Origin of the sequence: Streptomyces niveiscabiei, assembly GCF_001419795.1 — a bacterium.
Classification (GTDB): domain Bacteria; phylum Actinomycetota; class Actinomycetes; order Streptomycetales; family Streptomycetaceae; genus Streptomyces; species Streptomyces niveiscabiei.
In genome coordinates, this window is the sequence record NZ_LIRL01000039.1 from 1 (window position 1) to 13,140 (window position 13,140).

A 13,140-nucleotide genomic window follows, 5' to 3' on the forward strand; every position below is an offset into this window, starting at 1 on the left:
CCCGCGCCCCGCCCCGCCGCGCGTCCTCGACGAGTTCCTCCAGGTCGGCCCGCCCCTGCTCGCTCGCCAGCGGCCCCACCTGTGTCTCCTCGTCGAGCGGGTCCCCGACCCGCAGCGCCTGCATCCCGGCGACGAACCGCTCGACGAACTCCTCGTACACGTCGGCGTGCACGATGAACCGTTTCGCGGCGATGCACGACTGCCCGTTGTTCTGGACGCGCGCGGTCACCGCGACCTCGGCCGCGCGGTCGAGGTCGGCGGACGGCATGACGACGTAGGGATCGCTGCCGCCCAGTTCGAGCACGGTCTTCTTCACCATGTCCCCGGCGGCGGAGGCGACGGCCCGCCCGGCGGGCTCGCTCCCGGTGAGGGTCGCCGCGCGGACCCGCTCGTCGCGCAGCACCTCGTCCACGCCGCCCGACCCGATCAGCAGCGTCTGGAAGCATCCCTCGGGGAACCCGCCGCGCCGGAACAGGTCCTCCAGGTAGAGCGCGGTCTGCGGCACGTTCGACGCGTGCTTGAGGAGACCGACGTTCCCCGCCATCAGCGCGGGCGCCGCGAACCGGATCACCTGCCACAGCGGGAAGTTCCACGGCATGACCGCGAGGACGGGCCCGAGCGGCCGGTAGCGCACGAGGACGCGTTCCGCGCCGGAGTCGCGTACGTCGGCGGTCGCCGGGACCTCGTCCGCGAGCAGCGCCGCCGCGTTCCCGGCGTACCAGCGCATCGCCTTCGCGCACTTCGCGGCCTCGGCGCGGGCCTGGAGGACGGGTTTGCCCATCTCGGTCGTCATGGTCCGGGCGATGTCGCCCCGGTCCGCGTCGAGGAGGTCGGCGGCGGAGGTCAGCCACCGCGCGCGTTCCTCGTACGACGTCGTCCGGTACGCCCGGAACGCGCCCTCGGCGAGGCGCAGTCGCCGTTCCACTTCCTCGGCGTCCATGGGCTGGTAGGTCTTGAGGGTCTCGCCGGTCGCCGGGTTCACCGTCGCGATGGTCATGGTGGGCCTCCTTCGGGGGACGGGTGCTCAGCGAGGCGGTCGAGAAACGTGGCCTGGGCGGGTACGACGAGTCCGCGCGCCTCGTCGAGGCCGTACCAGGCGACCCGGTCCAGCTCGGGGAACTCCTGGAACCGTCCCGACCTGGGCGGCCACTCCATCCGGAACGTCCCCGGGACGACCGCCGCCGGGTCGAGGTCCGCCTCGACCGCCCACACGGTGACGAGCTTCCCGCCGGCCTGCCGGACCTCCCCGAGCGCGAGGGCCTCCCCGTCGGGCGGCTCAAGCCCCAGTTCCTCCCGGAACTCCCGCCGCGCCGCGTCCCAGGGCGCCTCGCCGTCGCCGTACTCCCCCTTGGGCACGGTCCACGCCCCCGCGTCCTTGCGCGCGAACAGCGGCCCGCCCATGTGCCCGAGCAGCACTTCCGTACGGCCGTCCCGGCGCCGGAACAGGAGCAGGCCCGCGCTGCGCTTCACGGCCGTACCTCCGGGTGCGCGGCGAGGACGGTCTCGACGGTGTCCGCGTCCTCAGGGCGCTTGTCCTCGCGGTAGCGGACGACGCGGGCGAACCGCAGGGTGACGCCGGCCGGGTAGCGGGAGGAGCGTTGCAGGCCGTCGTAGGCGATCTCGACGACGAGTTCGGGGCGTACGGTGACGGTCCAGCCGTCGTCGGCGACGGCGAGGGCGCCGAGGTGTTCGGTCTGCCAGGTGAGCATCGCGTCGGTCATGCCCTTGAAGGTCTTGCCGAGCATCGCGTAGCCGCCGTCGGCCGTGCGGGCGCCGAGGTGGAGGTTGGAGAGCTTGCCGGTGCGGCGGCCGTGGCCGCGTTCGACGGCGAGGACGACGAGGTCGAGGGTGTGGACGGGCTTGACCTTGAGCCAGGAGGTGCCTCGGCGGCCCGCGCTGTAGGGCGAGTCGAGGGCTTTGAGGACGACGCCCTCGTGGCCTCGGGCCAGGGTCTGCGCGAGGAAGGTCGCGGCGGGGCCGGGGTCGGTGACGAGTTCTCGGCGGACCCGCATCGGCTCCGGGACCAGGCGGGCGAGTTCCGCGTGGCGGTCCGTGTAGGGGAGGTCCAGGAGGTCGCGGCCGTCCACCGAGAGGGCGTCGAAGAAGACGGGCGAGAGGGGGGTGGCAGCGGCGGCCTTCGTGACGTCGACGCGGGAGCCGACCCTTCCGGCGGTCTCCTGGAAGGGGAGGGGGCGGTTCGTCGTCGGGTCCAGGGCGAGGATCTCGCCGTCCAGGATGAAGGCGGTGCTGGTCAACTCGCGGGCGATGTCCGTGAGTTCGGGGACGCGGTCGGTGATGTCGTCGAGGGTGCGGGTGTAGACGTGGATCTCGTAGGCGTCCCGGTGGAGCTGGACGCGGATGCCGTCGAGCTTCTCCTCGATCGCGCACGGGCCGAGTTTGGTGAGGGCTTCCTCGGTCGAGGTCGCGGTGTGGGCCAGCATGGGGAACACCGGCCTGCCCACGGTGAGTTGAAACTCCGAGAGGGCCGGTGGGCCGTCGGCCAGGAGGGCCTGGGCGACCGGTTGCAGGGAGCCCGCCAGCATCACCGCTCGGCGAACGTCCGCCGGGGGTGCCTGAGTTGCCTGGGCCAGGGCTTCCGTGGCGAGCGCGTCCAGGGCTCCTTGGCGGACCTCGCCGGTCAACAGGCCCCGCAGGAAGCGCTGTTCGTCCGCCGTGGCCCGCGCCATCAACTCCGTGAGCAGGCGGGCCCGTTCGGCCTGGGAGCCGGTTCCCGCGACCTTGCCGAGGGCGGTGAGGCGGGCGTCCGTGTCGGTGACGGTGAGCGTCGGGTCCTGGGCCGGGTCCGGCGTACGGCTCAGGAGTTTCCAGCCGATGCCGAGTCTGCCCTGAGGGAGGCGGCCCGCGAGGTAGGGGATCACGACGGGGACGTCCTCAGGGGCCGTCTCGCGGAAGAGGTCCGCGAGCAGGGCCGTCTTGCGGGAGCGCGCCGAGGTCGCGGCGACCTCCCGGGAGACCTCGGCCAGCCGGGCTAGGAGCATAGGGCCATCGTCCTACGGGGGTGGCTCGCGCACATCCTGGAGTACTGCGGGGTTGACAAACCCTGTTGCCGAAAATGCAATGCGCGGTATGAGTACGGACGAAGTTCTCGCCGAGGTGGGGCCACGGTTGCGTCGTGTCCGCAAGGAGCGGCAGGTGACGCTGGCGGGGTTGTCGGAGGCGACGGGGATCTCCGTCAGTACGTTGTCCCGGCTGGAGTCGGGGCTGCGCAAGCCGTCGCTGGAGCTGCTGCTGCCGATCGCGCAGGCGCATCAGGTGGCGCTGGACGAGCTGGTGGGGGCGCCGAAGGTGGGGGATCCCCGGGTCAGGTCCGAGCCGCTCGTCCGGCATGGGCGGACCTTCTGGCCGTTGACCCGGCAGCCGGGCGGGCTTCAGGCGTACAAGGTGCTGGTGCCGCAGAGCGAGGAGCGGCCCGAGCCGCGTAGGCACGAGGGGTACGAGTGGTTGTACGTGCTGTCGGGGAAGCTGCGGGTGGTGCTGGGGGAGCACGACGTGGTGCTGACGGCCGGGCAGGCGGCGGAGTGCGACACGCGGGTGCCGCACTGGTTCGGGTCCACGGGAGAGGGGCCGGTGGAGTTCTTGAGCCTGTTCGGGCCGCAGGGGGAGCGGATGCATGTGCGGGCCCGGCCCAAGGGCCGTTCCGAGACCCGCTCCGACGGAAACTGACGGTTCCCTCCCGGCAAGCGACCGCTTAGTATGCGAAGTGACCTCGGTCAGACGACGTAGTCCCCCGTGGAGGCACCACATGCAGGCATGGCAAGTGCACGAGAACGGCGAGCCCGGCGAGGTGATGCGGCTCGCCGAGGTGGAGCGGCCGACGCCCGGTGACGGCCAGATCCTGCTGAAGGTGCGTGCCGCGAGCATCAACTTCCCCGATGTGCTGATGGCCCGGGGGCAGTACCAGGTCAGGCCGCCGCTGCCGTTCACGCCCGGCGTGGAGCTGTGCGGGGAGACCGAGGACGGGCGGCGGGTCATCGGCAACCCCGTCCTGCCGTTCGGCGCGCTCGCCGAGTACGCCGTCGCCGACCCCGCCGCACTGTTCCCCGCGCCCGAGTCGCTGGACGACGCCGAGGCCGCCGCCCTGCACATCGGCTACCAGACCGGGTGGTTCGGACTGCACCGGCGTGCCCGCCTCGAAGCCGGGGAGACGCTGCTCGTGCACGCCGCCGCCGGTGGGGTCGGGAGCGCGGCCGTGCAGCTCGGGAAGGCGGCCGGGGCGCGGGTCATCGGCGTCGTCGGGGGTGCCGAGAAGGCCGCTGTGGCCCGGGAGTTGGGCTGCGACGTCGTCATCGACCGGCGGGCGGACGACGTCGTCGGCGCCGTGAAGGAGGCGACGGGTGGGCGGGGCGCCGACGTCGTCTACGACCCGGTCGGCGGCGAGGCCTACCAGCAGTCGGCCAAGGTCGTCGCGTTCGAGGGACGGATCGTGGTCGTCGGGTTCGCCAGCGGCTCCATCCCGAGCCCCTCGCTGAACCACGCCCTGGTGAAGAACTACTCGCTGCTCGGCCTGCACTGGGGCCTGTACGCCACCAAGAACCCGAAGCTGATCCAGCACTGCCACGAGCAGCTCACCGAACTCGCCGCGCGGGGCGCGATCAAGCCGCTGGTGAGCGAGCGCGTCCCGCTGGCCGGCGCCGCCGCAGTCGTGCAGAAGCTGGCCGACGGGGTCACCACGGGCCGCGTCGTCGTGGAGGTCTCCGCATGACCGACGCGACCGAACTGAAGCGCCTGGCCGGCGAGTTGCTCGCGGCGTACCCGCCCGCGAGCACCGACCGGCTCGATTTCCTGCGCGCCCGCTTCGACGCCGGGCTCGCCTGGGTCCACTACCCCGTCGGTCTGGGCGGGCTGGACGCGCCGCGCGCTCTCCAGGCCGTCGTGGACGCGGAGTTGGCGGCGGCCGGGGCGCCCGACAACGACGCCCGGCGCAACGGCATCGGGCTCGGCATGGCCGCGCCGACGATCCTCAAGTACGGGACGCCCGAGCAACACCGGCGTTTCCTGCGGCCGTTGTGGACCGGCGAGGAGGTCTGGTGCCAGCTCTTCAGCGAACCCGGCGCCGGGTCCGACCTCGCGGCGCTCGGGACGCGCGCCGTACGCGAGGGTGACGGCTGGGTCGTCAACGGGCAGAAGGTGTGGACGTCCGGCGCGCACAACGCCCGGTGGGCCATCCTCATCGCCCGCACCGACCCGACCGTGCCCAAGCACGCGGGGATCACGTACTTCCTGTGCGACATGACCGACCCCGGCGTCGATGTGCGCCCGCTGCGGCAGATCACCGGCGAGGCCGAGTTCAACGAGGTGTTCCTCACCGACGTCCGCGTCCCCGACGCGCACCGGCTCGGTGAGGTCGGCGACGGCTGGCGGGTCGCGCAGACCACGCTGAACAACGAGCGCGTCGCCATCGGCGGGATGCGGATTCCGCGCGAGGGCGGGATGATCGGGCCGGTCGCGAAGACCTGGCGCGAACGCCCCGAACTACGCACCCACGAACTCCACCAGCGCCTGCTGAAGCTGTGGGTCGAGTCCGAGGTCTCCCGGCTCACCGCCGACCGGCTGCGCCAGCAGCTCTCCGCCGGGCAGCCCGGACCCGAGGGCGCCGGGATGAAGCTCGCGTTCGCCCGGCTCAACCAGGAGATCAGCGGCCTGGAGGTCGAACTCCTCGGCTCCGAGGGCCTGTTGTACGACGACTGGACGATGCGCCGCCCCGAACTCGTCGACTTCACCGGACGCGAGGCCGGCTACCGCTACCTGCGCGCCAAGGGCAACAGCATCGAGGGCGGGACCACCGAGATCCTGCTGAACATCGTCGCCGAACGCGTCCTGGGCCTGCCCGCCGAGCCGCGCACCGACAAGGACGTCGCCTGGAAGGACCTGGCCCGATGAGCGACCTGCTGTACTCGGAGGAGGAAGAGGCCCTGCGGTCCGCCGTACGGGACCTCCTCACCGACCACTGCGACGCGGCCGGGGTCATCGCGCGCACCGAGTCGGACGCGCCGCACGACCTCGCCCTGTGGAAGCTGCTCGCCGGGGACATGGGCCTCGCCGGGCTCCTCGTCCCCGAGGAGCAGGGCGGCCAGGGCGCCTCGCACCGCGAAGTCGCCGTCGTCCTGGAGGAGTTGGGCCGGGCCGTCGCTCCCGTGCCCTATCTGTCCAGCGCGGTCGTCGCCACCGAGGCGCTCCTGGAGTGCGGGGACGCGGAGCTGCTGGAGCGGCTCGCGTCGGGCCGTGCCGTCGGGGCCCTCGCCGTCGGCCTGCACCGCGCGCCGGGCACCGCGTACTCCGTCGTCCGCCTCGAAAACGGGCGCCTGCACGGGCAGTTGACCGGGATCGCGGACGCTGCCGCCGCCGATGTGCTGCTGGTCCCTGCCGAGGACGGCGGGCTGTACGCCGTGGAGGCCGCCGACGCGACGCTCACCCCGCAGTCGTCCCTCGACCTCACCCGGCCGCTGGCCACGGTCACGCTCGACGGCGCTCCCGGGCGCCGCCTCGGCGACTCCGGGCCCGCCGTGCGCCGTGCGCTGCGGTCGGCCGCCGGGCTGCTGGCCTCCGAGCAACTCGGCGTCGCCGACTGGGCGTTGACCGAGACGGTCCGCTATCTGGGGGACCGCAAGCAGTTCAACCGGTCCGTCGGCGGGTTCCAGGCGCTCAAGCACCGGCTCGCCCAGGTGTGGCTGGAGGTCGTCAACCTCCGCGCGGCTGCCCGCAGTTCGGCCGACGCGCTCGCCACGGGCGAGGACGTCGAGGTGGCCGTCGCGGTCGCCCAGGCGTACGCCTCGCCGGTCGCCGTACGGGCCGTGGAAGAGGCGCTGCAACTGCACGCGGGCATCGGCATGACCTGGGAGCACCCGACCCACCTCTACCTGAAGCGGGCCAAGGCCGACTCCATCGCGTACGGGACGGCCGGCGCGCACCGGACGACTCTCGCCGGACTCGTCGACCTCCAGGCGCCGTAAGGGTTTTCGCCCGGTGAAGCCCGTCCCACCTGGGGCGGGCTTCTTCGTCGCCTTCGTGCGTCCCGGTGAACGTCCGGCCAACTCCTGTGCTGCTTCCTCCTCTTGAGGTGTCCACGCCCGCATACTCGCGGGGGACCCCCACGAGACAGGGAGCAGCGCATGGCCCTCACCACCCGTCGCAGAGCCCTCGGCGCGTTCGGCGCCGCCCTCGCGAGCACCGTCGCCCTGCCCGGCGTCAGCGCGCTCGCCGCCGAGCGGCACCCCGGCCGCCGGGAGCCGCTGTGGCGCGCGCACGCCCACAACGACTACGAGCACACCCGGCCCCTCTTCGACGCGCTCGACCACCGGTTCGGCAGCGTCGAGGCGGATATCTTCCTCGTCGGCGACCAGTTGCTGATCGGCCACGAGGTGAGCGACCTCGACCCCACCCGGACGCTCGAATCCCTCTACCTGGAGCCCCTCGCGGCCCGCGTGCGCGCCAACCACGGTTCCGTGTACCGGGGTTGGCGTCAGCCGGTTCAGCTCCTCATCGACATCAAGACCGAGGGGTCCTCGACGTACCTGGCGCTGGACCGCCATCTCCGGCGCTACCCCGGGCTGTTCACCACGTATGCCCACGGCCGGGTCCGCAAGGGCTCCGTCACCGCCGTCGTCTCCGGCGACCGCGCCGCGCGCGGGCCCCTGGAGGCGCAGGCCTTCCGGCGCGCCTTCTACGACGGCCGCCTCGCCGACCTCGGCACCGCGGCGCCCGCCTCCCTCATCCCTCTCATCAGCGACAACTGGACCCTCAACTTCACCTGGCTCGGCGTCGGTCCCTTCCCCGAGGCCGAGCGGCAGCGGCTGCGCGGGATCGTCTCCGCCGCGCACGAGCGGGGGCAGAAGGTGCGCTTCTGGGCCACGCCCGACATCGCCGGGCCCGCGCGGGACGCCCTCTGGGCCGAGCTTCTCGCCGCCGGCGTCGACTACCTCAACACCGACGACCTCGCCGGGCTCGAAGTCTTCCTCGACACCCACCAGGCCGCGTAACCACCCGTTCGAGGGACAGGTCACTCCGCCGGGGCACCCCTCCCCTACGTCACACTTGCGGCCGAACGCCGCGAAAGCGGACGTAGTGGAGGAGGTTTGGCGTTGGCCGTGTCCATTTCCCTGGTCGTACTGCTGCTGATTCTGGTGGTGGTGTTCGTCCGCAACGGGGGGCTGAAGGTGTCGCACGTGGTCACGTGCCTGCTGCTGGGGTTCTTCCTGGCGGGGACACGGATCGCACCGACGATTCACAGTGGACTGACGGCGACGGCGGACCTGGTGGCGGGGATTCGACCTTGAACTGCGGGCACCGGCGGAGCGTCGCTGGAATGGAGTAACTCCGCGCGAGATCGCCTGTCCCCCGAGTGATCGTGAGGGGAGCATCCCCTGGCGAAAGCAGGATCCGGTCATGGCTACTTTGTGCAGGCCCTCGGTGTCGGTGCCGGAGTATGTGATCACGATGGAGGAGACGCTGGAGCTGGCGCGGGAGCGGCACGCGGATCATCCTCAACTGCCGTTGGCACTGCGGCTGATAGAGAACACGGGGGTCAGGACGCGGCACATCGTGCAGCCGATCGAGGAGACGCTGAAGCATCCGGGGTTCGAGGAGCGCAACCGGGTCTACATAGCCGAGGCGAAGGCGCGGGTGCCGGCCGTGGTGCAGCGGGCGCTGGACGACGCGGAGCTGCTGACGTCGGACATCGACGTGATCCTGTACGTGTCGTGCACGGGGTTCATGATGCCGTCGCTGACGGCGTGGCTGATCAACGAGATGGACTTCGACCCCTCGACCCGCCAGATACCGATAGCGCAGCTCGGTTGCGCGGCGGGCGGCGCGGCGATCAACCGGGCGCACGACTTCTGCACGGCGTACCCGCAGGCGAACGCCCTGATCGTGGCCTGCGAGTTCTGCTCGCTGTGCTACCAGCCGACCGACCTCGCGATCGGCTCCCTGCTGTCCAACGGCCTGTTCGGCGACGGCATCGCGGCGGCCGTCATGCGGGGCCGGGGCGGCGAGGGCATCGCGCTGGAGCGCAACGGCTCGTACCTGATCCCGAAGACCGAGGAGTGGATCATGTACGACGTCCGGGCGACCGGCTTCCACTTCCTCCTCGACAAGCGGGTCCCGGCGACGATGGAACCCCTCGCCCCGGCCCTCCAGGAGCTGGCCGGCACGCACGGCTGGGACGCGGCCGACCTGGACTTCTACATCGTGCACGCCGGAGGCCCCCGCATCCTGGACGACCTGAGCAAGTTCCTCCAGGTCGACCCGCACGCCTTCCGCTTCAGCCGCGCCACGCTCACCGAGTACGGCAACATCGCGAGCGCCGTCGTCCTGGACGCGCTGCGCCGCCTGTTCGACGAGGGCGGCGCCCCCGAGCGGGCGCGCGGCCTGCTCGCCGGGTTCGGTCCCGGGATCACCGCCGAGATGGCGCTCGGACGCTGGAGCCGCGCATGACCGAGGAGACGATCGCCCAGGCGGTACGGCAGTGGCCCGCCCTGGATCTCCAGGGCACCGCATTCGACCCGGTGCTGCGGGAGTTGATGGCCGAGGGCCCGGTCACCCGGATCCAGCTCCCGAACGGGGAGGGCTGGGCGTGGCTGGTGACGCGCATGGACGACGTACGGTTCGCGGTCAGCGATCCGCGGTTCAGCCGCGAGGCCGTCATGGACCGGCCGGTCACCCGGCTCGCCCCGCACTTCATCCCCGAGCGCGGCGCGGTCGGCTTCCTCGACCCGCCGGACCACACGCGCATCCGGCGCTCGGTGGCCGCGGCGTTCACCACGCGGGGCGTCGAGCGGATCCGGGAGCGCTCGCGGGCGATGCTGGACGAGCTGGTCGACGCGCTGCTCGCCGAGGGCCCGCCCGCCGACCTCACGGCGGCCGTCCTCATGCCGTTCCCCATCGCCGTGATCTGCGAGCTGATGGGCGTCCCGGCCGCCGACCGGCACGTCATGCACACCTGGACCCAGCTGATCCTGTCCGCCACGCACGGCCGCGAGGTCAGCGAGAAGGCCAAGGCCGAGATGGGCGCGTACTTCGCCGACCTGATCGCCCTGCGCGAGGGCTCCACCGGCGAGGACGTCGCCTCGCTCCTCGGTGCGGCCGTGGGGCGCGGGGACGTCACCCTCGACGAGGCCGTCGGGCTGGCCGTCCTCCTCCAGATCGGCGGCGAGGCCGTCACGAACAACAGCGGCCAGCTGTTCCATCTCCTGCTGTCCCGGCCGGAGTTGGTGGCGGCCTTGCGGGCCGACCCGGCGATCCGGCCGCGCGCCATCGACGAGTTGCTGCGCTGGCTCCCCCACCGCAACGCCGTCGGCCTCTCCCGCATCGCGACCGAGGACGTCGAGATCAGGGGGGTCCGCATCCGGGCGGGGGACGCGGTGTACGTGTCGTACCTCGCCGCGAACCGGGACCCGGCGGTCTTCCCGGCGCCGGACGAGATCGACTTCTCCCGCTCCCCCAATCCCCACGTGGCCTTCGGGTTCGGGCCGCACTTCTGCCCCGGGAACATGCTGGCCCGCATGGAGGAGGAGTTGCTCGTGGACGCGCTCCTGGACCGGCTGCCGGGCCTTCGGCTGGCGGTTCCCGCCGATCAAGTCCCCTTCAGGAAGGGTGCGTTGATCCGTGGCCCCGAGTCGCTGCCGGTGACCTGGTGACGGCCGGCGAGGGTCTCCTCGTACCGCCGGGGCACGGGCGGGTCGTCCAGACGCCGGCGCAGCGGGTGACGTTCAAGGTGACCGGGGAGCACTCGCGGACGGCGTCGACGTTCGAGGTGGAGGTGCCGCCGGGGTTCGACGTGGGGGCGCACGTCCACACGCACAGCGAGGAGCTGTTCTACGTCCTGGAGGGCGAGCTGGACGTCCTCGCCTTCGAGCCGCGCATCCGCACGCCGGACAACTGGCAGCGCTGGGAGTCGAGTTCGGGCGGCCGGGTGGTACGCGCGACGCCGGGCACGGTCATCGTCGTCCCCCCGGGGTGCCCCCACGCCTTCGCGAACCCGACGGACACCCCGGCGAAGATGTTCTTCCAGGCGTCACCGCCCCCGGATCACGAGCGCTACTTCGAGGAGCTGCTGGAGATCCTGGGGAGCGGGGGCCCGCCGGACCACGAGGCGATCGAGGAGCTGCGGAGGCGCTACGACATCGAGCAGCTCACGCCTCTGAGACACCGTTAGCGGATGTTCATTCCGGAGAGGGTGCGGGCGATCACCAGTTTCTGGATCTCGCTCGTGCCCTCGAAGATCGTGTAGATCGCGGCGTCCCGGTGCATCCGCTCCACCGGGTACTCCCGCGTGTACCCGTTCCCGCCGAGTATCTGGATCGCCTGCCCGGTGACCGTCTTGGCCGTCTCGCTGGCGAACAGCTTCGACATGGAGCCCTCGGCGGCGGTGAACGGCTTGCCGTTGATGGCCATCCAGGAGGCACGCCAGACCAGCAGCCGGGCCGCGTCGATCTGCGTACGCATCTCGGCGAGCTGGAAGGCGACGCCCTGGTTGTCGATGATGGGACGCCCGAACTGCTCGCGGGTCCTGGCGTAGTCGAGGGCGACCTCGTACGCGGCGCGGGCCGTACCGACGGCCATGGCACCGACGGCGGGCCGGGACGCCTCGAACGTGGCCATCGCCGCGTTCTTGACCCGCTCGCCACCCGACTTGGCCCGCTCGCGCGCCCGCGCGAGACGCTCGTCCAGCTTCTCCTTGCCGCCGAGGAGGCAGGAGCCGGGGACGCGGACGTTGTCGAGGACGACCTCGGCGGTGTGGGAGGCTCGGATGCCGTGCTTCTTGAACTTCTGGCCCTGGGAGAGCCCTTCGGTGCCGGGCGGGATGATGAAGGACGCGTGGCCCTTGGAGCCGAGGTCGGGGTCGACGACAGCGACGACGACGTGGACGTTGGCGATGCCACCGTTGGTCGCCCAGGTCTTCGTGCCGTTGAGCACCCACTCGTCCTTGGCCTCGTCGTACACCGCGCGGGTGCGCATGGAGGCGACGTCGGAACCGGCGTCGGGCTCGGAGGAGCAGAACGCGGCGACCTTCACGTCGTTCGCGTCGCCGTACATCTGGGGTATCCAGGTGCCGATCTGCTCCTCGGTGCCGTTCGCGAGGACGCCGACGGCGGCGAGGCCGGTGCCGACGATGGACAGGGCGATGCCGGCGTCACCCCAGAAGAGCTCCTCCATGGCCATCGGGATGCCGAGGCCGGTGGCGTCGAAGTACTGCTGGGCGTAGAAGTCCAGGGAGTAGATGCCGACCTTGGCGGCTTCCTGGATGACCGGCCAGGGGGTCTCCTCGCGCTCGTCCCACTCCGCGGCGGCGGGGCGGATGACGTCGGCGGCGAAGCCGTGGAGCCAGTCCCTGACCTCTTTCTGCTCGTCGTTGAGTTCCATGGTGAACTCGGCCATGACTCCTCCAGCGCGGCGGTGCACAATGCATGTTACTAGCGGTAACCCAAGTGTGTTACCGGTGAGTAGGAAAAGTCAACTCCGGACGCAGGTGTTAGTTTGCGCAGGCGTGACCGAAACACCACAGGGGAGCGAAATGGACACCACACAGCGGACCGACCAGCAGAGGTCTGCTGACCGTCGTCGGCGCGAACTGCTGGAGGCGGCGGATCGGGTGGTGCTGCGGGACGGGCCGCAGGCTTCGATGAACGCGATCGCCGCGGAAGCGGGCATCACCAAACCCATCCTCTACCGGCACTTCGGGGACAAGGGTGGACTCTACGCCGCGCTCGCCCTGCGGCACACGGACGCGTTGCTGGCGTCGCTGCGGGCCGCGCTGGACGCCCCGGCGGAGCGGCGTGAGCGCGTCGAGGCGACCCTCGACACGTACCTCGCGGCGATCGAGGCGCGGCCCCAGGTGTACCGGTTCCTGATGCACCCGGCGGAGGGGGACGTCGGCCGGCACTCCGCTCCCCTGCTGAAGCGGATGGGCGAGGAACTGGCCCAGGTCATCGAGGAGCGCCTCGATCTGGGACCGGGTGGCCAGCAGGTGGCCCGGGTGTGGGGTCACGGGATCGTCGGGATGATGCACGCGGCCGGGGACTGGTGGCTGGGCGAACGGCCGTGCGAGCGGGCGGAGTTGGTGCGGTGCCTGGCGGACCTGTTGTGGGGCCGGCTTGCGGCTGCGGGAGACCGGGTGGGGGG

The 13,140-nt window shown here is 71.7% G+C and carries 14 protein-coding genes; 10 read left to right on the forward strand and 4 right to left on the reverse strand.

The window, feature by feature from the left end; all coding sequences use genetic code 11:
* The 3 genes from AOK24_RS02635 to AOK24_RS02645 form a co-directional block, all read right to left on the reverse strand.
* The coding region (locus tag AOK24_RS02635; protein ID WP_055718416.1) for an aldehyde dehydrogenase family protein at positions 1 to 997 on the reverse strand (997 nt) is incomplete at its 3' end.
* Positions 994 to 1,470: an NUDIX hydrolase gene (locus tag AOK24_RS02640; protein WP_055718417.1), complete on the reverse strand. Its 477-nt coding sequence runs from the start codon at positions 1,468 to 1,470 to the stop codon at positions 994 to 996. The genes AOK24_RS02640 and AOK24_RS02635, both read right to left, overlap by 4 nt.
* Complete coding sequence (locus AOK24_RS02645) at positions 1,467 to 2,999, reverse strand: ATP-dependent DNA ligase (RefSeq protein ID WP_055718418.1); 1,533 nt, start codon at positions 2,997 to 2,999, stop codon at positions 1,467 to 1,469. The genes AOK24_RS02640 and AOK24_RS02645 overlap by 4 nt, the downstream gene beginning before the upstream one ends.
* A gap of 88 nt (positions 3,000 to 3,087) precedes the next feature.
* On the opposite strand from AOK24_RS02645, the gene AOK24_RS02650 reads away from it, so the two are divergent.
* From AOK24_RS02650 to AOK24_RS02690, 9 genes are all read left to right on the forward strand, one after another.
* Positions 3,088 to 3,684, forward strand: a complete 597-nt coding sequence (locus AOK24_RS02650; RefSeq protein ID WP_055718428.1) for a helix-turn-helix domain-containing protein — start codon at positions 3,088 to 3,090, stop codon at positions 3,682 to 3,684.
* Between the two features lie 79 nt (positions 3,685 to 3,763).
* On the forward strand, positions 3,764 to 4,723 hold the full coding sequence (locus AOK24_RS02655; protein ID WP_055718419.1) for an NADPH:quinone oxidoreductase family protein: 960 nt from the start codon (positions 3,764 to 3,766) through the stop codon (positions 4,721 to 4,723).
* Positions 4,720 to 5,901, forward strand: a complete 1,182-nt coding sequence (locus AOK24_RS02660; RefSeq protein ID WP_055718420.1) for an acyl-CoA dehydrogenase family protein — start codon at positions 4,720 to 4,722, stop codon at positions 5,899 to 5,901. The genes AOK24_RS02655 and AOK24_RS02660 overlap by 4 nt, the downstream gene beginning before the upstream one ends.
* Positions 5,898 to 6,971, forward strand: coding sequence for an acyl-CoA dehydrogenase family protein (locus AOK24_RS02665; RefSeq protein ID WP_055718421.1), 1,074 nt, complete (start codon positions 5,898 to 5,900; stop codon positions 6,969 to 6,971). Before AOK24_RS02660 ends, AOK24_RS02665 begins: the two co-directional genes overlap by 4 nt.
* A 159-nt stretch (positions 6,972 to 7,130) precedes the next feature.
* Positions 7,131 to 7,997, forward strand: coding sequence for a phosphatidylinositol-specific phospholipase C/glycerophosphodiester phosphodiesterase family protein (locus AOK24_RS02670; RefSeq protein WP_055718422.1), 867 nt, complete (start codon positions 7,131 to 7,133; stop codon positions 7,995 to 7,997).
* A gap of 102 nt (positions 7,998 to 8,099) precedes the next feature.
* Positions 8,100 to 8,294 carry a hypothetical protein gene (locus AOK24_RS02675; protein ID WP_055718429.1) on the forward strand — a complete coding sequence of 65 codons (195 nt, stop codon included), beginning with the start codon at positions 8,100 to 8,102 and terminating at the stop codon, positions 8,292 to 8,294.
* 109 nt (positions 8,295 to 8,403) lie between these two features.
* Positions 8,404 to 9,453, forward strand: a complete 1,050-nt coding sequence (locus tag AOK24_RS02680) for a type III polyketide synthase (RefSeq protein WP_055718423.1) — start codon at positions 8,404 to 8,406, stop codon at positions 9,451 to 9,453.
* Positions 9,450 to 10,655 (forward strand): cytochrome P450, encoded by a 1,206-nt coding sequence (locus tag AOK24_RS02685; protein ID WP_055718424.1) that lies wholly within the window; start codon positions 9,450 to 9,452, stop codon positions 10,653 to 10,655. Before AOK24_RS02680 ends, AOK24_RS02685 begins: the two co-directional genes overlap by 4 nt.
* A complete protein-coding gene (locus AOK24_RS02690) occupies positions 10,652 to 11,173 on the forward strand; it encodes a cupin domain-containing protein (protein ID WP_055718425.1) in 522 nt (173 codons plus the stop codon). Before AOK24_RS02685 ends, AOK24_RS02690 begins: the two co-directional genes overlap by 4 nt.
* Here the strand turns inward: AOK24_RS02690 and AOK24_RS02695 are convergent.
* Positions 11,170 to 12,396 carry an acyl-CoA dehydrogenase family protein gene (locus AOK24_RS02695; RefSeq protein WP_055718426.1) on the reverse strand — a complete coding sequence of 409 codons (1,227 nt, stop codon included), beginning with the start codon at positions 12,394 to 12,396 and terminating at the stop codon, positions 11,170 to 11,172. The genes AOK24_RS02690 and AOK24_RS02695 overlap by 4 nt on opposite strands.
* A gap of 136 nt (positions 12,397 to 12,532) precedes the next feature.
* On the opposite strand from AOK24_RS02695, the gene AOK24_RS02700 reads away from it, so the two are divergent.
* Positions 12,533 to 13,140 (forward strand): TetR/AcrR family transcriptional regulator (locus tag AOK24_RS02700; protein ID WP_055718427.1); only part of this gene is annotated, 608 nt, incomplete at its 3' end.